At 74.0% G+C, this 18,154-nt stretch carries 14 protein-coding genes; 5 read left to right on the plus strand and 9 right to left on the minus strand.

The window, feature by feature from the left end; all coding sequences use genetic code 11:
* Nucleotides 1–205: 205 nt before the first annotated feature.
* From B1759_RS08785 to B1759_RS08805, 5 genes are all read right to left on the minus strand, one after another.
* On the minus strand, nt 206–1,627 hold the full coding sequence (locus B1759_RS08785) for a T9SS type A sorting domain-containing protein (protein ID WP_095514636.1): 1,422 nt from the start codon (nt 1,625–1,627) through the stop codon (nt 206–208).
* A gap of 71 nt (nt 1,628–1,698) precedes the next feature.
* Nucleotides 1,699–2,199, minus strand: coding sequence for a type VI secretion system lipoprotein TssJ (gene tssJ, locus B1759_RS08790; protein WP_095514637.1), 501 nt, complete (start codon nt 2,197–2,199; stop codon nt 1,699–1,701).
* Entirely contained in the window at nt 2,196–3,461 is a 1,266-nt protein-coding gene (locus tag B1759_RS08795) for an FHA domain-containing protein (RefSeq protein WP_095514638.1), read from the minus strand. Before B1759_RS08795 ends, tssJ begins: the two co-directional genes overlap by 4 nt.
* Before the next feature lie 45 nt (nt 3,462–3,506).
* Entirely contained in the window at nt 3,507–4,460 is a 954-nt protein-coding gene (locus B1759_RS08800; protein ID WP_095514639.1) for a serine/threonine-protein kinase, read from the minus strand.
* Nucleotides 4,461–4,465: 5 nt separating this feature from the next.
* Nucleotides 4,466–5,110, minus strand: coding sequence for an ECF-type sigma factor (locus tag B1759_RS08805; RefSeq protein ID WP_095514640.1), 645 nt, complete (start codon nt 5,108–5,110; stop codon nt 4,466–4,468).
* 218 nt (nt 5,111–5,328) lie between these two features.
* Between B1759_RS08805 and B1759_RS08810 the strand changes: the two genes are divergently transcribed.
* The gene (locus B1759_RS08810; RefSeq protein WP_158225185.1) at nt 5,329–6,030 is read left to right on the plus strand and encodes a DUF2993 domain-containing protein; all 702 of its coding nucleotides are present in this window, start codon (nt 5,329–5,331) and stop codon (nt 6,028–6,030) included.
* Between the two features lie 42 nt (nt 6,031–6,072).
* Here B1759_RS08810 and B1759_RS08815 read toward each other — a convergent pair whose 3' ends face one another.
* From B1759_RS08815 to B1759_RS08825, 3 genes are all read right to left on the minus strand, one after another.
* The gene (locus B1759_RS08815) at nt 6,073–6,966 is read right to left on the minus strand and encodes a nuclease (RefSeq protein WP_095514642.1); all 894 of its coding nucleotides are present in this window, start codon (nt 6,964–6,966) and stop codon (nt 6,073–6,075) included.
* A 430-nt stretch (nt 6,967–7,396) separates the two neighbouring features.
* A complete protein-coding gene (locus B1759_RS08820; RefSeq protein ID WP_143537317.1) occupies nt 7,397–9,904 on the minus strand; it encodes a serine/threonine-protein kinase in 2,508 nt (835 codons plus the stop codon).
* Between the two features lie 6 nt (nt 9,905–9,910).
* Nucleotides 9,911–10,459 (minus strand): ECF-type sigma factor, encoded by a 549-nt coding sequence (locus B1759_RS08825; protein ID WP_095514644.1) that lies wholly within the window; start codon nt 10,457–10,459, stop codon nt 9,911–9,913.
* Nucleotides 10,460–10,568: 109 nt separating this feature from the next.
* Here B1759_RS08825 and B1759_RS08830 point away from each other — a divergent pair, with 109 nt between their 5' ends.
* From B1759_RS08830 to B1759_RS08840, 3 genes are all read left to right on the plus strand, one after another.
* A complete protein-coding gene (locus tag B1759_RS08830; protein WP_143537318.1) occupies nt 10,569–11,387 on the plus strand; it encodes a helix-turn-helix transcriptional regulator in 819 nt (272 codons plus the stop codon).
* Nucleotides 11,388–11,709: 322 nt separating this feature from the next.
* On the plus strand, nt 11,710–14,763 hold the full coding sequence (locus B1759_RS08835; protein WP_095514646.1) for a T9SS type A sorting domain-containing protein: 3,054 nt from the start codon (nt 11,710–11,712) through the stop codon (nt 14,761–14,763).
* Between the two features lie 64 nt (nt 14,764–14,827).
* On the plus strand, nt 14,828–15,775 hold the full coding sequence (locus tag B1759_RS08840) for a CAP domain-containing protein (protein WP_143537319.1): 948 nt from the start codon (nt 14,828–14,830) through the stop codon (nt 15,773–15,775).
* Nucleotides 15,776–15,878: 103 nt separating this feature from the next.
* Here the strand turns inward: B1759_RS08840 and B1759_RS08845 are convergent, their stop codons facing one another.
* A complete protein-coding gene (locus B1759_RS08845; RefSeq protein WP_095514647.1) occupies nt 15,879–17,507 on the minus strand; it encodes an alpha-amylase family glycosyl hydrolase in 1,629 nt (542 codons plus the stop codon).
* 105 nt (nt 17,508–17,612) lie between these two features.
* Here B1759_RS08845 and B1759_RS08850 point away from each other — a divergent pair, with 105 nt between their 5' ends.
* The gene (locus tag B1759_RS08850; protein ID WP_095514648.1) at nt 17,613–18,134 is read left to right on the plus strand and encodes a murein L,D-transpeptidase family protein; all 522 of its coding nucleotides are present in this window, start codon (nt 17,613–17,615) and stop codon (nt 18,132–18,134) included.
* Nucleotides 18,135–18,154 lie beyond the last annotated feature (20 nt).

An 18,154-nucleotide genomic window follows, 5' to 3' on the forward strand; every position in this document is an offset into this window, starting at 1 on the left:
TCGCACTCGTCAGATCGACGCTCGCACTCGTCAGATCGACCACGACCCTTGGCCCTGTCATCCTGAGCGGAGGCCGTCTTCGGCCGGAGTCGAAGGATCTCTATCGACTCGGGACCTCGTGCTCGGCAGAGATCCTTCGACTGCGCTCGCTAGCGCTCGCTTCGCTCAGGATGACAAGAGGGTGGTTCGTTGCTGTTCTGCGTCTCTATCGCACGACCGTCAGCCCTGCGCTCGCCTGCCCCGCCCCGCGCCCGGGACCTGCGGCCTCGGTGGTGACGCGGACTGTGTAGGCGCCCACCGGCCAGCCCTCCGTGTCCAGCCGGAGCCGCTGGCCGTCCGTCGCCGCGCCATCGTGGACGACCGCCACCTCGCGGCCCAGCGCGTCGAGCACGCTCACCCGCACCGCCTGCGGCGACACCAGCGACAGCCCCACCGTCACCGCCCCGCCCGTCGGGTTCGGCCAGACCGACACGCCCACCGAGACGGGCACCCCGGGCTCCACCTCGCGCGCTACCGGCTGCATCGCCTCCGCCACCCGGCCTCGCGACCGGTACGACCACGATGCCAGATTCCCGATCCGCACCGTCCCCGCGTACAACCGGCCATCCGGGCCCACCTCCACCACCTCCGAGACCGTGTCGTTGCTCCCCACCCCCGGCACCTTCCCGATCCGCCGCCACGTCTCCCCGCCGTCGGTCGTCGCCCAAACCCGGCCCGCGAACGCGTCGGAGGCCACCGCCCAGCCCGGGCCGCCCCCCCCCAAGGCCGGCAGGTCGGTGATCGAGAGCGAGCCGCTGTACTCGAAGGCGTAGATCTCACGCCACGTCTCGCCCTCGTCGTCCGAGGCCCATACATACGTGCTCGGACGGCCCGCCTGCGTGCCGACCACCAGCAGGCGCCCCTCCCCGGATTCGCCCGGGCGGCCCGTCACGAAGCCGTCGAGCATCACCATCTCCGTGAGATCAAAGCCGATCCGCGTCGTGTCGTAGAGCGCGGGCACAGGCTCGTAGGTCTGCCCGCCGTCACGCGAGAGAATGGCGCCGTAGAACCCCGCCGCGACGACGCGGCCAGAGCGGAAGGTGTGGAGGCGGAAGGCCTGGAAGTAAGGCGTGGTCTCAGCGCGGGTCCAGGTGTCGCCGCCATCATCGGAGTAGACGGTTGTGGGCGGGTCGCCGGAGACGAGGCGGCCGGGGTAGGGCGAGTCGGGCGGGAACTGGTCAAGGGCGCCACCCGGGCTGATGCGTCCGTCCGACCCACCGGCCGGGCTCTCGACTCGATCGAAGGTCTCGCCGCCATCGACGGAACGGTAGAGGCCTCGTCCGACGAAGAGCGTGTCGGGAGGGGGCTCGCCGAAGGGATCGCCCAAGAACAACATCGGCCCGCCCTGTGGGAAGAAGAAGACCTGCTCCCATGCCCCGTCGATCTGGTCGAGGCGGTAGACGCCAGAGTCCCCACCCCAGATGGTGGGGTGGTCGGGATCGCCGGAGAAGGTGAACGCCTGGAGTTGCTGCCGGGCGTCGCCGAGGGGTTCCCAGGCGGTCGTGTCGTCGAGCGCGCCCTGGGCGTTGGCGCTCGCCCCCAGCGTGAGGGCGAGCACGAGGAGGCAGACGGAATGCAGACGCAGCATCGGGACGGAGTGAGCGTCGAAGGATAGGCTCACTCCTCCTCGACTTCGTCTGCTTCGGTGCCGAGGCGGGGCTACTGCGAGGTCACCACCAGGCCGCCCTCCGTCACCGTCACGCGGATCGTCTTCCCGCGCACCTGCGAGGCCGGGAGGACGGCCCGCCACGCGTCGCCGCTGGGCGCCCGCAGGTCGGCGGCGATGCCGAGGAAGGGGGCGCCGTCGAGCGTCACCTCCTCCAGCGAGGCCGTGCTGCCCGGCCGCACGGTCGCGTCGCGAACGGGCCCGCTCAGGTCATCGGCGAGGGCGGCCTCGGGGTCGGCCCAGAAGACCTGGATGGGCGTCGCGAGGAACGTGGCGTCGCTCACGAGCGGGTACAGGTAGAGGCGCGCCGCGTTGCCGCCCGCGTTCATCTCGGCCTCGCCGACGAGCGTGAAGGCGGTCGGGCCCGGCGGCAGGGCCGCGGGCGCATCCGGTGGGGTGTCCGCGACGACGGGCCCTCCGCCCCCTCCCAACAGGCCGCATCCGCCGGAGGCGAGCGCGAGGACGGCGACGAGGGCGAGCGGGAGACGGGTCATGGGGTCGAGGAGGACGCGGCGCGGGCGTGCGCCAGGGTGTCGAGGTAGGCGCGGGAGAAGATCGGACGGTAGACGCGGCGCTCGGCGGCGGCGAAGTCCTCGCCGCGCATCATCGCGCAGCGCTCGCGGACGAGGTCGAGGATGGCGCGCTCCTTCCCCTGGAGCAGGCCGCCCGCCTTGGCCTGGTCGCCGATCACGTCGGGGTCGAGGCCGTTGACGAGAACGGCAGCGCCCTCCTTGGCAGCGGCGCGGTAGCCCTCCAGCAGGCTCTGGTGGTGCTGGAGGACCGCCTCGGCGGCATCGTCGAGCAGGCGGAGGCGGTCGGCGCGGAGAGCCGGGTCGTCGGTGGTGAGGTGGCGCAGGAGCGCGGCCTCGTCGGCGTCGAAGAGGAATGCCGTCTCGGGGGCGTGGATGACGGTGTGGCCCAGGAACTCGTGCCGGAACTTGCCGGGGATGCTGATCAGGCGGACCACCACGGCCGCCAACGCGCGGTGCAGGTCGTCGGGGCCGTCTGGCACCGGGGGCGGTGCGGGCGCTGGCGGCGTCGCCGAGGCGGGAGGCGGCACGGCGAACGGGTCCGAGACCGGGTCGCCGAACGGGTCGCCGCCGGGGATGGGGCCGCCGAAGATGTCGTCGGCAGGAGGCGCGGCGTCCGGCCAGCCGGGCGGCGGGTCGATGGGCGGCGGCGCGGCCAGCGGCGACGGTGCGGGGACGGCGGGCGCGAGCGGGTCGCCGGGGGCCACGAGCGCGGCCAGCACGTCGGCGTCGGGGCCGGGGCCGAGGGCGCCGCGGAGGGCCATCCGGAGGGCGTCGGCGCGGTCGGGCTGGGCGAGGCCGCCGAAGGCACGGCGGAGGTCGCCGAGGGCGGAGGCGAGCGCCTCGGCCTCCTCGCCGACCGGGTTGAAGGCGGCCCCGAAGACGGTCCGGTCGAGGTCGTCGGCCACCATCACGTCGCGTTCGATCTGGACGGTCACCTGGAAGGGGCCCATCGTGAGCACGGCGCCGTCGCGGACGGGCAGGCCGTTCATGCCGACGCGCTCGCCGTCCACGAACGTGTGGTTCTTGCTGCCCAGGTCGACCGCGCGCAGGGCGTCGCCTTCGACGCGCAGCTCGGCATGCTGCTTGCTGACGACGCGGTCGGGGTCGTCGAGGGGCAGGTCGCAGGTGCCTGCCCGGCCGATCACGATCGCGTCCTGGTCCAGCACGTAGGACCGCGGCTCGCCGCCGCGCTCGGAGTGGACGACGATCAGCTTGACTCTCATATCGGGGGGACGCGACGGAAGGGACCGGAGGCGTCTCGCGAGGACTCACGCGAGACGGGGCGCCTCGGCGACCGCGTCGAGCACGTCGTCCAGGGCGCAGGCGAGGACGCCGGCCGTGGGGTACCGCCGTGCCGGGTCGGTCTGGAGGGCCGTCCGGAGAACCTCCCCAACGTAACGCCCGATGAGGGCGCCCGACGCACCGGGGGCGGCCTCCGAGAGGTCGATCTCCGCGTCCGTCTCGCCGCCGACGGCCCAGGGGACGTGCGTGCGGCGGCCCTCCAGCACCTCGCGGATCACGAGCCCCAGCGCGTACACGTCGGCCGCGGTGCCGACGGGCTCGCCGAGGATCTGCTCGGGCGCGGCGAACTCGGGCGTGAGGCCGAGCCGCCGGCCGCTCGCGGGCGCCGCCGGGTCGCGGAGGTCGCGCGCCAGCCCGAGGTCGAGCACCACGACGGTCCCGTCCGGGCGGAGGACGAGGTGGTCGGGCTTGAGGTCGCCGTGGACCACCTCCTGCTGGTGGAGGCCGTCGACGGCGCGGCAGACGCGCCACAGCAGCAGGAGCCGCTCCCAGACGGTCTGGTCGCGCGCGACGGCGCTCACGGACCGCCCCTCGATGCGCTCCAGGGCGAGGTAGGCCCGGCCGTCGGCGCTCTCGCCCGCGTCGAGGAGGTGGGCGACGGCGGGGGTCGGCAGGCGTTGCAGGAGGCGGGCCTCGTGGGCGAACAGGGCGGCCGTCTCGTCGCCGGAGCGCTTGGCCAGCTTGACGGCCGCACGCTGCGGCCCGGCGGCCGTCGGGCGGATGGCGACGTAGACGGTGCTCAGGCCGCCCGTGCCGATCCGCGCGCCGAGGACCCAGGGTCCGGCGTGGGTCGGCGCCTCCAGACCGTCGGCCCCGGCGAGGTGGAGGGGGCCGGCGAGGAGTCGGTCGAACAGCGCCTCGGCCTGCTCGGCCTCGGGCGCGTCGTCGGGGAGGTCGGCCGGGTCTGGTGGGGCGGCCATCACGGTCAGGCCTCGGCCGTCAGTTCGCGGTACAGCCAGACGCGCACCGACCGCCAGCAGCGGGTCACGGTGGCGGGCGAGAGGCCGAGCGTGGCGGCGGTCTCATCGACGGTGAGGCCCGCGAAGAAGCGGCACTCGACCACGCGAGCGCCGCGGGCGTCGACCCGTTCGAGTCGCTTCAACGCCTCGCCGATGCCCGCGATCTCGGCGGCCTCGGTGTCGGTGACCACGACCGCGGCCGTCTCGTCGAGCGACAGCGGCCGCCGCCCGCCGCCGCGCTTCTGCGTGCAGCGCGCCTCGGCGTACGTCAGGAGCACCTGCCGCATGGCGCGCGAGAGCGTCATCATGTAGTGGGCGCGGCTCCGGAAGGCCATCGAGGAGCGGGCCAGCTTGAGGTACGCCTCGTGGACGAGCGCGGTCGTGCAGACCGACGGCGTGCCCATGTAGCGGAGCCGGTGGACGCTCGCCATCCGGCGAAGCTGCTCGTAGACGCGGGCGCCGTTCTCGGGCGCGTCCGGGCGGTGGCCGACGACGTCGAGCAGGCGGGCGACGTCGATGTCGAGCGTCTCGTCGTCGATCCCGTCGGGAGGGGCGGACGGGACCGGAAGCGCCGGGGGCGCCTCTGCGGGGAGGGGCAGGGTAGCAGTCATGGGGTAGGGCCAGGGAAACACACGCCGACGCACTCCAGTGTGAGCGCGGGAAGGCCGAACGGACTGCGATGCCGTCCTCCGGGGCGTTCGGCCAACCCCCTGTTCATACGTCGTCTGAGTATAGAGAGGATCATCCGAACGCCAACCGAAGCGGCGTGGACCGGACGGGCTCACCTCTGAACGCAGGAACCTCGCCGAGAACCGATCATCCACCGCCCATGCGCCTGCTCTCCCCCCTCCTCGTGGCCGCGCTGGCGGCCGTCCTCCTGACCGGCTGCGACCTCTCGGGTCGCGTCGAGGCCGAGATCGAAGCGGCGCTCCCGGAGGCGCTGGGCCCGGCCGACTCCTACGACGCCACCGTCGAGGGCCTCCGCCTCGGAGACGGGACAGCCGAGGCGGTGCAGGTGGTCGGGCGACGGGTGGCGCGCGAGGACGCGCCGGTCGTGGACCGCCTCGACATCGACCTGCGGGGCGTGGCCTTCGACCGCAGCACGCGGCGGCTGACACGCGTCGAGAGCGCCCGCGGAACGGCCCGCCTCCTCCCGTCCGACCTGTCGGCCTACCTCGGCACCCAGCGCGGCGTCGCGGACGCGCGCCTGACGCTGGCCGCGCCGGACCGCATGACGATCCGGCTGGAGGGCACGCTCCAGGGCGTCCGCATCCCCGTGGGGGCGGAGGTGCGGGGGCGGCTCGTGGCCCGCGGCGGCGTGGTGGACCTGGAGGTCGAGAGTGTCCGCGCGGCCGGGATCGGGCTGGGCGGGACGCTGGCGCGGGCGGTCTCCCAGCAGATCAACCCCGTGGTGGACCTGACGGACGAGGACCTGCCGCTCCGGGTGACGAGCGTCCGCGTGGCGGAAGGGGCGCTCGTGATGGAAGCGACCGGTGACCCGACCGGGATGGAACTCCGGCGGGCGCGCTGAGCGCCGACGGCCAACACCTCCTCACACTGCCCGGACCGGGGACTACTCCTCGTCGTCGCTGGTGACCCAGGCGGTCCACCAGAGGTCGCGGAGCATCGCGGCCCCCGCGGCGAGGCGGTCGACGGCGAAGGCGCGGTGGGCCTCGCCGGTCGTCTCAGGCCCGAACGACTCGGCCTCGTCGAGCTCGTAGAGCGGCACGACGAGCTCGTGGGTGGTGGCGACGTAGTCCCAGATGGCGGGGCGCAGAGGCCCGAGGTCCCGAGTCGGCGCGGTGAGCGCGGCCTCGACCTCCGGGAGGGCGATGTGGGACTCCACGTAGGCGCTCTCGAACCGGTAGTGGATGCCGCGCTCCAGGGTGGCGAAGCGGCCGTCGTCCCCCGCCCACCCGTTGAAGTGGATGGTGGTGTGGTGGGGGTTGGCGCCGTCGGCGACGTAGTGGCCGAGGATGCCGGCGTCGTTGAGGATGCGGGCCTCGATCCAGGCGCGCTCCTGGTCGGTCTCGGCCGCACGCCACAGGCGGAAGCCGATGCGGATGCGCTGGGTCAGTTCGAGAATGACGTAGGGCAACAGGCCCACCTTCCCGGAGCGCTCGCCGTGGGCGACGAGCGAGTCGGCGAAGGCGAGGCGGTCGGTGGCATGGAGGGCGCTATCCGGGACCAGTTCCAGGTCGATGTAGTGCTCGGCGGCGCCGGCGTTGCCGAGGGCGCGGTCGAGGTCGCCCTCGGTGCGGGAGCGCCAGCGGTCGGGCTCGGGGTTGAGGTAGGACAGCTGCTCGGCGGCGTCGCGGAAGAACGACGGCATGGCGTCCGGGAGGGCGTCGGTGGCGGCGCGGCCGATGAGGCGGTGGCCGTGCTCGCCCCAGCGCGGCGTGGGCGGGTCGGTGGACGCGGAGGCCGAGGCGGCAAAGGCGAGGACGAGGAGCAGGACGCGGGTCACGGGGAAGGCGGTCGTGGAGCGGGGAGGGTAACGCCGCCCGGGGCCGGTCCGGTGTGACGATTCGGAGGCCCCGTCCCTCTTCGTCTCCCATCGGCGTCGCGACTACGCCGTCGCACCTCCCTGGCGCGAGTGACGAGGGATCGGGACGAAACCTGAACACCGTCTGAACAACGGGCCCCGACCCTGCCGTTCGTCGCCCACCTGGCTGCCTGCGACCCCGACGCTGCCGCCGCGGGCCGGGTGGACAGGTCGGCTCGCCTCGGGACGGAGACCGCGACACCAAGCCTGGCGAGACAGACCGCCAGATCGAGGCCGTCCTGACCGAGACGCAGGTCGCGGCCTACCGCGAGTGGCGGCGGCGCAGCCGCGGCCACAGGGCACGCTGCCGCCGCGGACGCCGTAGCCTTCGGCGTGACCTCCCGCGCGCGCCTCAGGCGTCCGCGAGCGCGCGGCGGACCTCGCCGAGGAGCGGTCTCGTGGCCGGGTCGTCGGGGGCCAGCGCGGCCTCGGCGGCCCGGAGCTCGGCGCGGCCGTCCGCGCGGCGGCCCTGGGCGACGAGCGCGAGCCCGAGTTGCGCTCGGCCCAGCGCCCGCAGCGCGTCGTCGTCGTTGGCCTCGGCGATCCGGAGCGCGTCGCGGGCGGCAGCCTCGGCGGCAGCCGACTCGCCGAGCCGGTTCCGCGCCCAGGCGAGTTCGGCGATCCGCTGTCCGGTCCACACGATCTCGCCCAGCCCCACCCCTCCCAGCACCACGCGCGCCGAGTCCAGGTACGCCGTTGCGGCTCGGTTCTGACCATCCAAGAGGTAGATCGTGCCGAGGATCCCCAACGCCTCTCCACCCCGGAGACTGGAGATTCCGAAAAGCTGACGGATGCCTTCCACCGCTCCGCGCGAAATACCCACCGCCTCGCGACCCTGCCCGTCTTTTGCCAACGCCAGCGCGAGGGCATTCCGGTTGTAGAACAGCGCGCTGGAGTCAGGCTTTTCTGACTGTTCCGTGAGGCGTACGGACTCGCGGAGTGCCTCCACAGCGTCGCCGTGGCGCCCGTCCGCACTCAGCGCGTCGCCGAGGGCCTGGTACGCATGCCCCCAGTTTCGCTCGGCAGCGCCCCCTCCCCGTGCCATCTCGACGGCGCGGGTTGCCCAGTCCACCGCCGCACCGGTGTCCCCGTTCTCCGTGTGGAGCCACGAGTAGTCCCGCATCACGCTGAAGAGGAGGAGATTCCTGTCATCCAGTGGGGTGAGTTCTGGTCCTCCTTCCCGCACAGCACGAGACGCGAAGGTGTGCGCAAGGTCGATGTAGCTGAGCGCGGAGCGGAGATCTCCTTCGGCACCGCGGAGCCGTGCGAGGGCGTTGTAGGCCTGCCCGAGTTCCAAGGGCGGGGTCGTGGTCGAGTCGAGAAGGCTGACGCTCGCGGTCAGGAGGGAGTCTGCGAGAGCGGCATCGCCCAGGTTGAGATAGGTCTCCCCGAGCATGGCGAGAAGGAAGCCGCGAAGCGGATCGGATTCCAGAGCACCGACGCGTTCCAGACCGAGGTCAAGCGCCTCGCGGGCTGTGAGCACGCGGCCATCCGTCACGTCTGGATTGGCGCTCTCGAAGATGTCCAGGAGCACCTGCGCCGCCGTGGTGGCCTGCTCCGCCGAGCGCTCGGCGCGATGCGCTTGCGCCTCCGACTCAGCAAGCGCCTCGCGCTCCGCTGAGAGAGAGAGCAGCGAAAACCCGAGCCCGCCGACGAGCGCAAGCACGGCGACGGCCGCTGCGACGACGGGCACCCGGTTGCGGCGCACGAAACGGCTGGCGACGTACGCCAGCGAGTCCGGCCGGGCCTCGACGGGGCGGCCGTCGAGGTGGCGGGCGAGGTCGTCGGCGAGGTCGGCGGCAGAGGCGTAGCGCCGGGCGGGGTCCGGGTGGAGCGCCTTGAGGCAGATCGTGTCGAGGTCGCCGCGGAGCATGCGGGAGCGCGTAGTCGGCTCCGCCAGCGGCGCGTCGGTCGGCTCCGTGACCACGCGCGAGGGCCGGGTCGGCTCGGTCGTCGGCGGGCCCGTCGCCGAGTGGTCGTCGTGCGGGCGGCGCCCCGTGATCAGTTCGTAGAGGAGCGCGCCGAGGCCGTACACGTCGGCTGCCGTCGTGACCGTCGTCGTCGGCTCGTAGAGTTCGGGCGCCGCGTAGGCCGGCGTCAGCATCCGCATGCCGGTCCGCGTGAGCGGGAACGCGCCGGTGCCATCGTCCCCGGCCGCTTCCATCAGCTTGGCGATGCCGAAGTCTAGGACCACCGGCCGCGCCGCGCCGTCGCGCTCGGTCACGAGCACGTTGGACGGCTTGAGGTCGCGGTGGACCACGAACCGGCGGTGCGCGTGGTCGACGGCCCGCGCCACCTCGGCCATCAGCCGCACGCGGTCGCGCAGGCCGAGGTCGCGCGCGTCGGCCCAGGTCGTGAGCGGCTCGCCGTCGACGAACTCGGTGACGAGGTACGGCACGCCGTCGTCGGTCTCGCCGCCGTCAAGGAGGCGCGCGATGCCGGGGTGGTCCAGCGTGGCCAGGAGCTCGCGCTCGCGGCGGAGCCGGGCGGCCACGTCGGACCCGGCCAGCGTCAGCGACTGGCGGACAACCTTGACGGCGACGGTCTGGTCGAAGGCGCCGTCGGCCCGGTGGGCACGGTACACCCGTCCCATCCCCCCTTCCCCCACGAGCGCCTCGATCCGGTACGGCCCGACCCGCTCGCCCTCCACCACGCCCCCCCCGTCGTCGGCGAGGGTCTCGACGACCCGTTCGGGGTGATCGAGGAGTGGGTCGTCAGCGAGGGCCACCGCCAGCAGGCGCTCGACGTCGGCGCGCAGGTCGTCGTCGAGCGTCGCGAGGTGGGCGGCTCGCTCGTCCTCCTCGAGGTCGAGGGCGCGGGCGAGTTCGGCGTCGATGACGCTCCAGCGTTGGGAGTCCATGCCCGGTCAGAGGATGTCGTGGAGATGGGCCTTGGCACGGGCCCAGTCGCGGGCGGCCGTGCGCACGGAGATGCCGAGCGCCTCGGCGGCCTCGGCCACCTCCAGGCCGCCGAAGAAGCGGAGTTCGACCAGCTCGGCCAGGCGGGCGTCGCGGGCGGCGAGCTGTTCGAGGGCGTCGTCCACCGCGAGGACCTGCTCGGAGGTTGTCTCCGCGAGGCCGGCCAGGTCGGCGTCGAGCGTGACCGCGCGGGCGGCGCCCCCCCGCTTGGCTGCGTTGCGCGCCCGGGCGCGGTCGGTCAGGATCTGCCGCATCGCACGTGCCGCGACGGCCGCAAAGTGGGCCCGGTCGGACCAGTCGCCCCCCTCGACCAGCTTGAGGTACGCCTCATGGACAAGGCCGGTCGCCGAGACGGTCACCACGCCGGACTCGCCGGCGATCCGGGCCTGAGCCAGCCGCCGGAGCTCGCCGTAGACGTGGGGAAACAGCGCGTCCGCCGCACGTGCGTCGCCCTCGCGGGCGGCCTGGAAGAGGGCGGTGGTCTCGGCACGAAGCATGGGAGCGGCCTCGATGGTAACGGGTTTTTATTCGGGCCGCCACTTTTCTCAGGCACGGTGGCAGTCGACGCGCCAGGATTCCGCTTACGGGGTGGCTCACCCTTCCCCCATGCTCTCCCGGTCGCCCGACACCGCCTTCCCCCGCCTGCTCCGCCCCAGCCCCGCTCCGTGGTCCCCCCAGGCCAACGCGGGGGTGCCGGGCCGCGACGGGCGCGCGACGACTCGGGCGGCCGACCCGGGGAGCGAGCCCCCCTCGGTTCGGGCGACCGCCCCGGACGCCCGCGCCGACGGGCCGACCGCCGGCAAGCCGGTCGCCGTGCTCGTCGGCGAGGCCCGGCGACTGGCGCCCGCGCTGGCCGACGCGTTCGCCGTCGTGCTCACGCCGACCGCCGAGGCGGCCCAGGCCGCCGTGGCCGCCGACGTGCCCGGCCTGGTCGTCTCGGCCCTCCGGCTCCCCGACGCGGACGGCCTGGCGCTCACGGCGGCGCTCGAGGCCGATCCCCGAACGCGCGACGTGCCGGTCGTGCTACTCTCGCCTCGGGCCTGCCACGACCGGCTCGTCGTGGCGCTCGCCCGAGGCCGCCCCACCCCGCCCGACCTCCCCCACCTCATCGCGGACATGGTGGGGGTCGCGCGCGAGCGGCTGGGCGACCCGGCGTTCGGGGCCGTCGAGCTCGCCCGGGCCGTCGGGCTCAGCCCGCGCCAGCTGCGGCGGCGGGTGCGCGACGCCACCGGCGAGACGCCCGGCGCGTTTCTCCGCCGGCTCCGCCTGGAGCACGCCGCAGCGCTCCTGGCCGGCGGCACCCGGTGCGTGAAGGAGGTGGCCCACCGGGTCGGGTTCCGGAGCGTGTCGGGGTTCCGGGCCGCCTTCCGCGCGGCGTTCGGCGTCGCGCCCTCCGCGTTCGAGGGCCCCGCGCCCGACGGCTGACCCGGTGCCCGCAGGTCTCCCATAAGACACCGGGGCCGAACACCGAACCGACGTCCGGAATCCGGCGGCTTTCGTCCGATTCCCAGCGGTTTATGCCGGGCCATGGAGCCGGGCGGACGGGAGGTTGTCCGGTCCCCACATCTACTCACGTGTGTAGCGAGAGGCCGCCCTGGTTCCGGCCCTCCGCGCGCTCCCGCCGCCCGACGTGACGCGGCCGTGGCAGTCGGGGCCTCGATTTCTCGCTATCGGACTGACACCCTCTTTGGCAACGCAGCGCGACCGAACGCCCACGCTGCGCCGCCCCGTCCCACCGACACCCTCCATGACCCTTCGCTCCACCCTCCTCGCGCTGGCGGCCCTCGCCGCCCTCGCCCTCGCACCTTCCGCCGCGGCCCAGAATACGGCCTACGCCACCGGGCTTGACTCGCCGACCGCCCTCGCCGTGCTGGCCGACGGCCGCGTCTTGGTCGCCGAGCGCGACGCCGACCGGGTCTCGGCGCTCTCGCCCGAGGGCGCGCGGACCGACTTCGCCACCGGGCTCTCCGGGCCGAGCGACCTCGCGGTGCTCGCCGACGGCCGCGTCTTGGTCTCCGAGGCTGACGCCGGCCGAGTCTCGGCGCTCTCGCCCGAGGGCGCGCGGACCGACTTCGCCGCCGGGCTCAACTCGCCGAGAGGCCTCGCGGTGCTCGCCGACGGCCGCATCCTCGTCGCCGAGTCCAACGCCGGCCGGGTCTCGGCGCTCTCGCCCGAGGGCGAGCGGACCGACTTCGCCACCGGGCTCTCCGCGCCGAACGGCCTCGCGGTGCTCGCCGACGGCCGCGTCCTCGTCTCCGAGCCCTCCGCCGGCCGGGTCTTGGCGCTCTCGCCCGAGGGCGAGCGGACCGACTTCGCCACCGGGCTCGGCCAGCCGATCGGCCTCGCGGTGCTCGCCGACGGCCGCGTCCTCGTCGCCGAGTTCAACTTCAGCCGGGTCTTGGCGCTCTCGCCCGAAGGCGCGCGGACCGACTTCGCCACCGGGCTCGAAGGGCCGTTCGCCCTCGCGGTGCTCGCCGACGGCCGCGTCCTCGTCGCCGAGTTCAACGCCGGCCGGGTCTCGGTGATCGGGCAGGTGGACCCCGGCCCGACCGTCTTCGCCACCGGGCTCGAAGGGCCGGCCGGCCTCGCGGAGCTTACCGACGGCCGCGTCCTCGTCGCCGAGTACTTCGCCGGCCGGGTCTCGGCGCTCTCGCCCTCGGGCGAGCGGACCGACTTCGCCACCGGGCTCAACACGCCGGAGGGCCTCGCGGTGCTCCCCGACGGCCGCGTCCTCGTCGCCGAGGCCTTCGCCAGCCGGGTCTCGGCGCTCTCGCCCGAGGGCGAGCGGACCGACTTCGCCACCGGGCTCGACGGGCCGGAGGACCTCGCGGTGCTCGCCGATGGCCGCGTCCTCGTCTCCGAGCGCTTCGCTGGCCGGGTCTCGGCGCTCTCGCCCACGGGCGAGCGGACCGTCTTCGCCACCGGGCTCGACGGGCCGGAGGGCCTCGCGGTGCTCCCCGACGGCCGCGTCCTCGTCACCGAGTCCAACGCCGACCGGGTCTCGGCGCTCTCGCCCGAGGGCGAGCGGACCGACTTCGCCACCGGGCCCGACGGGCCGAACAGCCTCGCGGTGCTCGCCGATGGCCGCGTCCTCGTCTCCGAGCGCTTCGCAGACCGGGTCTCGGCGCTCTCGCCCGAGGGCGAGCGGACCGACTTCGCCACCGGGCCCGACGGGCCGTCCGGCCTCGCGGTGCTCGCCGACGGCCGCGTCTTGGTCGCTGAGGTCGGCACCGGCCAGGTCACGGTGATCGGGCAGGTGGAGGTCGAGCCCGAGGGGCCGGTCGTCGTCGCCGAGGACCTCGGCCAGCCCGAGACCGTCCTCGCCCTCCCCGACGGCCGCATCGTGGTTTCCGAGGTCGACGGTGGCCGGGTCTCGTTCGTCAACCCCGACGGGACCGTCACGCCGCTCGCCACCGGGCTCAGCCGTCCGGCCGGGCTCGCGCTCTTCGACGGCCGCCTCCTGGTGGCCGAGACCCAGGGCGGTCGCGTCTCCTCGATCGACCTTGCCACCGGCGCCCGGACCGACTTCGCGACCGGCCTCCAAGCCCCCTACGCGCTGATCCCGTTCTCGGCCTTCGGCGGCGGCGTCTTCGTTTCCGAGGTCGACGGCGACCGGGTCTCGATCCTGGATGCCCAGGGCAACCGGACCGACTACGCCACCGGCCTCGACCGGCCCTACGGGCTCAGCATCAACTCGGATGGGCAGCTCCTCATCGCTGAGGCGGGCCGGAACCGGGTCTCGGTGTTCGACGGCGCCCAGCTCACCTCGTTCGCCGCCGGGCTCGGAGACCCCCGCGGGCTGCTCACCCTTCCCGATGGCAACGTGCTCGTTGCCGAGGTCGGCGCCGGTCGCGTCTCTACCCTCACCCCCGACGGCGTCCAGATCGACTTCGTGACCGGCCTCGACGGACCGACCGGGCTCGCGCGCCTTGCCAACGGGAGCGTCTTGATCGCCGAGTTCGGCGGCGGCCGCATCCTCCGCGTCGGCGACGACGCAGGCGGCCCGATCACGGTCGCCGAGCAGGGCGACGCCCCGGCGCTGCCCGACGCGCCCCAGGACGCGAGGGGCGCGACGACGATCACCGGTGAGATCGACGACCCCGAGTCGGCCGACTGCTACGCCGTCGAGGTCACCGACGTGAGCGCGTTCAGCGCCTCCACGCTGGGCGGCACCACCGTCGACACCGACCTCATCCTGTTCACCGACGGCAACGTCGCCGTGGTGGCCAACGACGACGCCGACGGCACGTTGCAGTCCCGCATCCCCGCCGGTGCCCTCGACGGCCGCGGCCTGGAGGCCGGCACCTACCGGCTGTGCGTGACGGTCGCGGGCGCCAACCCGACCAACGCGGCGGGCGAGCAGATCATCGCTGTCCAGAACCAAGAATTTGAGGCCGTCCGCTCCGCCTCGGCCCCGAACGGCGACTTCACCGTCGCCGCGTTCCCGGTGTTCACGGGCCAGTCGGGCGCCTACCAGATCACGCTGACGGGCGTCGGGTCGGGCGCCGGGCCGGTCGCGTCCGAGACCGCCCCCGAGGCGGGCGCGCTGGCGCTGGCGGTGTGGCCGAACCCGACCGCCAGCCGGGCGCGCGTGGCGTTCGCGCTCGCCGAGGCGGGCGAGGTCGAGGTGGCCGTGTTCGACGCGCTCGGCCGCCGGGTCGCCGTGGCCGCCGAGGGCCTTCGCGCAGCGGGCGACCACGAGGTGACGCTCGACGTGGCCGCGCTGGCGACGGGCGTCTACGTGGTCCGGGTGCGGGCCGACGGCGCCGTCTCCGCGCGGACGCTCACGGTCGTCCGCTAGTCCCATGCCGCGCCTCGGTGCTGCCGTCGGCCGAGGCGCGGCCTGCTCTGCCCCCGATCCCGCCATGACCCGCTTCCTTCTGCTCCTCCTCGTTGCCTTCGCCGCGCTTCCCGCGCGGGCACAGACCCCCCTCCCGGTATCGAACGCGGAGTTGATTCGCGACCACCTCTACCTCTCGCCGAGCGGAAGCCACTTCCTCCTCTTCCGCCCCGACGGAGACCTCGTCGTGGTCGACACCGACGGCCAGATCGTCTGGGGGCTGGGTGGGATGGGCGTCGCGGTCCAGGGCGCCGACCGCGCCGCGATGCAGCCCGACGGCACCCTCGCCGTCTATGCCGCCGACGGCGCGCGCCTCTGGTCGGCGCTCGCGGACGCGCCCGGCCCCGGTGCCGCCCTCACGATCTCGGCCGACGGCGACCTCCAGATCGTCACCGAGGCCGGTCCGGTCTGGTCGGCTCGGACCGGCGCGCTCCGCCCGGTCGAGGGCTGCGCGCCGGTCGAGGACGCCGCAGGCGGGATGCTGCCCCCCGGCGCGACACCGGCCTACGTGGCCTACATCGCGTGCATCGAGCGGCTCGCACACGACGAGGCGAACCGGGCGCGCGAGGCGGCCGGCCTCGGCCCTCTCGCGTGGTCCGACGCGTTCGCCGCCGTCGCCCGAGCCCACAGCGAGGACATGGTCCGCCGGGGCTACGTCGCGCACGACACGCCCGAGGGCCTGACGTTCTCGGACCGGATGGAGGCCGCCAGCCTGGACTGCTCGGGCCGTCGGGCCGAGAACATCGCCGGGGCCCACGCGGTCGGCCTCGAATACGTCAACGACGCCGACGAGGTGGTGTCCGTCGAGTGGCTGCCCCAGCGCGAGGTCGGCGCGGCCCCCGTCGTCTCGTGGATGAACAGCCCGCCGCACCGGCGGAACCTCCTCAACCCCGACCACCACCGTCACGCGATCGGGGTCGCCTGGGACGCCGAGGCGCAGATGTACCGGGCCACGCAACTCCTCTGCGAGTAGACAGGAACGGCCAGGGACGGCACGCCGCGGGTCCGCCTCCTCCGGGAGCGGACCCGCTCGCGTTCCGCGTTTCCTGACGATCATCGCCCGCGCGGCGTGGTCGTCAGGCGGGGACCAGCACCACTCCCGCCCACGGCCCGAGCACCACCGTTCCGCCCACCTCGGTGCTCTCGTCGGCACGGTCGGTCGCCAGCCGGACCGTCCCGCCGCGGAACGCTGGCGGGACTGTCACCTCGGCCGCCCCGTCGCCGAGGTGGAGCAGGACGAGGGTGTCGCCGCCGCGCGTGAACGCGAACACGTCGTCGGGCACGTCGTCCAGCGGGGCGTAGTCGCCGGACTGGAGCGACGCCGAACTGGCACGTACCGCCAACGCGCGCCTGTAGAACGCGAGGGGCGAGTCCGGGTCGGCCGACTGGGTGGCGACGTTGACCGTCGCGTGGTCCGGGTGGAGCGGGAGCCAGAAGGCCGACGGCTCGGCGTCCGAGAAGCCCGCGCCGGGCGAGGCGTCCCACGCCATCGGCGTGCGGCAGCCGTCGCGGCTCAGCGCCGGGATGCCGCTGCGGAAGGCCCACGGGTCGCGGCGCTGGTCCAGCGGCACATCGACTTCTTCCAGGCCCAGTTCGTCACCGTAGTAGAGCGTCGGCGCGCCGCGCAACGTGAGCAGCAACAGCCCGGCCAGGCGGACCGACGCGGGGCCGAGCCGGGTCGCCAGGCGCCGCTCGTCGTGGTTGCCGAGGACGTAGTTCGGCCACGCGCCCTCCGGCAGCACGGCTTCGATGGCGTCGACGTGGGCGCGCACGTCCGCCGCTGTCCAGGGCGTCGGGAGGAGGCCGAAGTTGAACGGCATGTGGAGCCCGCTGAGCGAGCCCCCGGCGGTCGGTGTGCCGTAGTAGCCGGCCCAGCGGCCGAGGTCGTCGAAGTCGTGGATCTCGCCGATCGTGACGCGCTCGGCGTCGTCGAAGGAGTCGACGGTCTGGCGGATGCGCGCGAACCAGTCGTGGACGTCCGGGTGGCCCTTGTCGTGGACGTGGACGAGCGTGTCGTAGATGCCCATCGCCTTGTGCATCTGGCCGGTCCTCTCGGCGAGCGGGTTGTCACGGTAGGCCGGGTCCTTCGCGATCTGGTGCGCCACGTCGATCCGGAAGCCGTCCACCCCGCGCGCCATCCAGAAGCGCAGCGTGTCCATCATCTCGTCGACGACGGCCGGGGTACGCCAGTTGAGGTCCGGCTGCTCGCGCAGGAACGAGTGGAGGTAGTACTGGCCCGTGGTCTCGTCCAGCGTCCAGGCCGGGCCGCCGAAGTAGCTGACCCAGTTGTTGGGCGGCCCGCCGTCGGGCGCCGGGTCACGCCAGACGTACCAGTCGCGCTTGGGGTTGTCGCGCGAGGCGCGGCTCTCGACGAACCACGCGTGCTGCTCCGAGGTGTGGTTGGGCACGAAGTCGACGATCAGCTTCAGCCCGAGCCCGTGCGCCGTCTCCGCCAGCCGGTCGAAGTCGGCCAGCGTGCCGTAGGGCGGGTCCACGTCGCGGTAGTCCGACACGTCGTACCCGAAGTCGGCCTGCGGGGACGGGTAGAACGGGCTCAGCCAGACCGCGCCGACGCCGAGGTCGGCGAGGTACGGAAGCCGCGCGGTGATGCCGGGCAGGTCGCCCAAGCCGGAGCCGGTCGAGTCTTGGAAGGAGCGGGGGTAGATCTGGTAGACGACGGCCGTCTGCCACCACGGACGAGACATGCGGGTACAGGGGTCAGGGTGGCAGGAAAGATGCAACCGCCTCGGCGCCGAGGCGGGCAACCTCGCGACCGAGGCTCCGTCCGACGACGGCCCTGCTCCGCGCCCATGTCTCGCCGCCTGCTCTTCTTGCTCACGGCCCTCACGGGGGTCGCCCTCGGTCTCGTCGCCGCCAACCGACCGCCGGCCCCGCTCCCGCCCGGCACCGAGGCCGACCGCGTCGTGGTCGACAAGAGCGACCGCACCCTGACGCTCCTGCGCGACGGCACCGTCCTGGCGACCTACCCGGTCTCGCTGGGCGCCGCGCCCGTCGGCCACAAACAGCGGGAGGGCGACGAGCGGACGCCCGAGGGCACCTACGTCCTCGACTGGCGCAACGCCGAGAGCATCGCCCACCGCTCGATCCACGTCTCGTACCCCGACGCCGACGATGTCGCGCGCGCCGAGGCCGCAGGCGTCGCGCCGGGCGGCCAGATCATGGTCCACGGCATCACGAACGGCCTCGGCTGGCTCGGCCGCCTCCATCTCCTGGCCGACTGGACCGACGGCTGCATCGGGGTCACGAACGCGGAGATGGACCAGATCTGGGACGCCGTCGCCGACGGCACGCCCATCGAGATCCGCCCGTGACCCCGCCCGCCTCGGTGCCG

It is taken from the genome of Rubrivirga sp. SAORIC476 (assembly GCF_002283555.1).
Lineage (GTDB): Bacteria > Bacteroidota > Rhodothermia > Rhodothermales > Rubricoccaceae > Rubrivirga.

What these genes read in the sequence shown, in the direction of transcription:
- B1759_RS08785 (WP_095514636.1), bottom strand. Translation starts at nt 1,627, where the DNA reads ATGCTGCGTCTGCATTCCGTCTGCCTCCTCGTGCTCGCCCTCACGCTG.
- tssJ (WP_095514637.1), bottom strand. Translation starts at nt 2,199, where the DNA reads ATGACCCGTCTCCCGCTCGCCCTCGTCGCCGTCCTCGCGCTCGCCTCC.
- B1759_RS08795 (WP_095514638.1), bottom strand. Translation starts at nt 3,461, where the DNA reads ATGAGAGTCAAGCTGATCGTCGTCCACTCCGAGCGCGGCGGCGAGCCG.
- B1759_RS08800 (WP_095514639.1), bottom strand. Translation starts at nt 4,460, where the DNA reads ATGGCCGCCCCACCAGACCCGGCCGACCTCCCCGACGACGCGCCCGAG.
- B1759_RS08805 (WP_095514640.1), bottom strand. Translation starts at nt 5,110, where the DNA reads ATGACTGCTACCCTGCCCCTCCCCGCAGAGGCGCCCCCGGCGCTTCCG.
- B1759_RS08810 (WP_158225185.1), top strand. Translation starts at nt 5,329, where the DNA reads ATGCGCCTGCTCTCCCCCCTCCTCGTGGCCGCGCTGGCGGCCGTCCTC.
- B1759_RS08820 (WP_143537317.1), bottom strand. Translation starts at nt 9,904, where the DNA reads ATGGACTCCCAACGCTGGAGCGTCATCGACGCCGAACTCGCCCGCGCC.
- B1759_RS08825 (WP_095514644.1), bottom strand. Translation starts at nt 10,459, where the DNA reads ATGCTTCGTGCCGAGACCACCGCCCTCTTCCAGGCCGCCCGCGAGGGC.
- B1759_RS08830 (WP_143537318.1), top strand. Translation starts at nt 10,569, where the DNA reads ATGCTCTCCCGGTCGCCCGACACCGCCTTCCCCCGCCTGCTCCGCCCC.
- B1759_RS08835 (WP_095514646.1), top strand. Translation starts at nt 11,710, where the DNA reads ATGACCCTTCGCTCCACCCTCCTCGCGCTGGCGGCCCTCGCCGCCCTC.
- B1759_RS08840 (WP_143537319.1), top strand. Translation starts at nt 14,828, where the DNA reads ATGACCCGCTTCCTTCTGCTCCTCCTCGTTGCCTTCGCCGCGCTTCCC.
- B1759_RS08845 (WP_095514647.1), bottom strand. Translation starts at nt 17,507, where the DNA reads ATGTCTCGTCCGTGGTGGCAGACGGCCGTCGTCTACCAGATCTACCCC.
- B1759_RS08850 (WP_095514648.1), top strand. Translation starts at nt 17,613, where the DNA reads ATGTCTCGCCGCCTGCTCTTCTTGCTCACGGCCCTCACGGGGGTCGCC.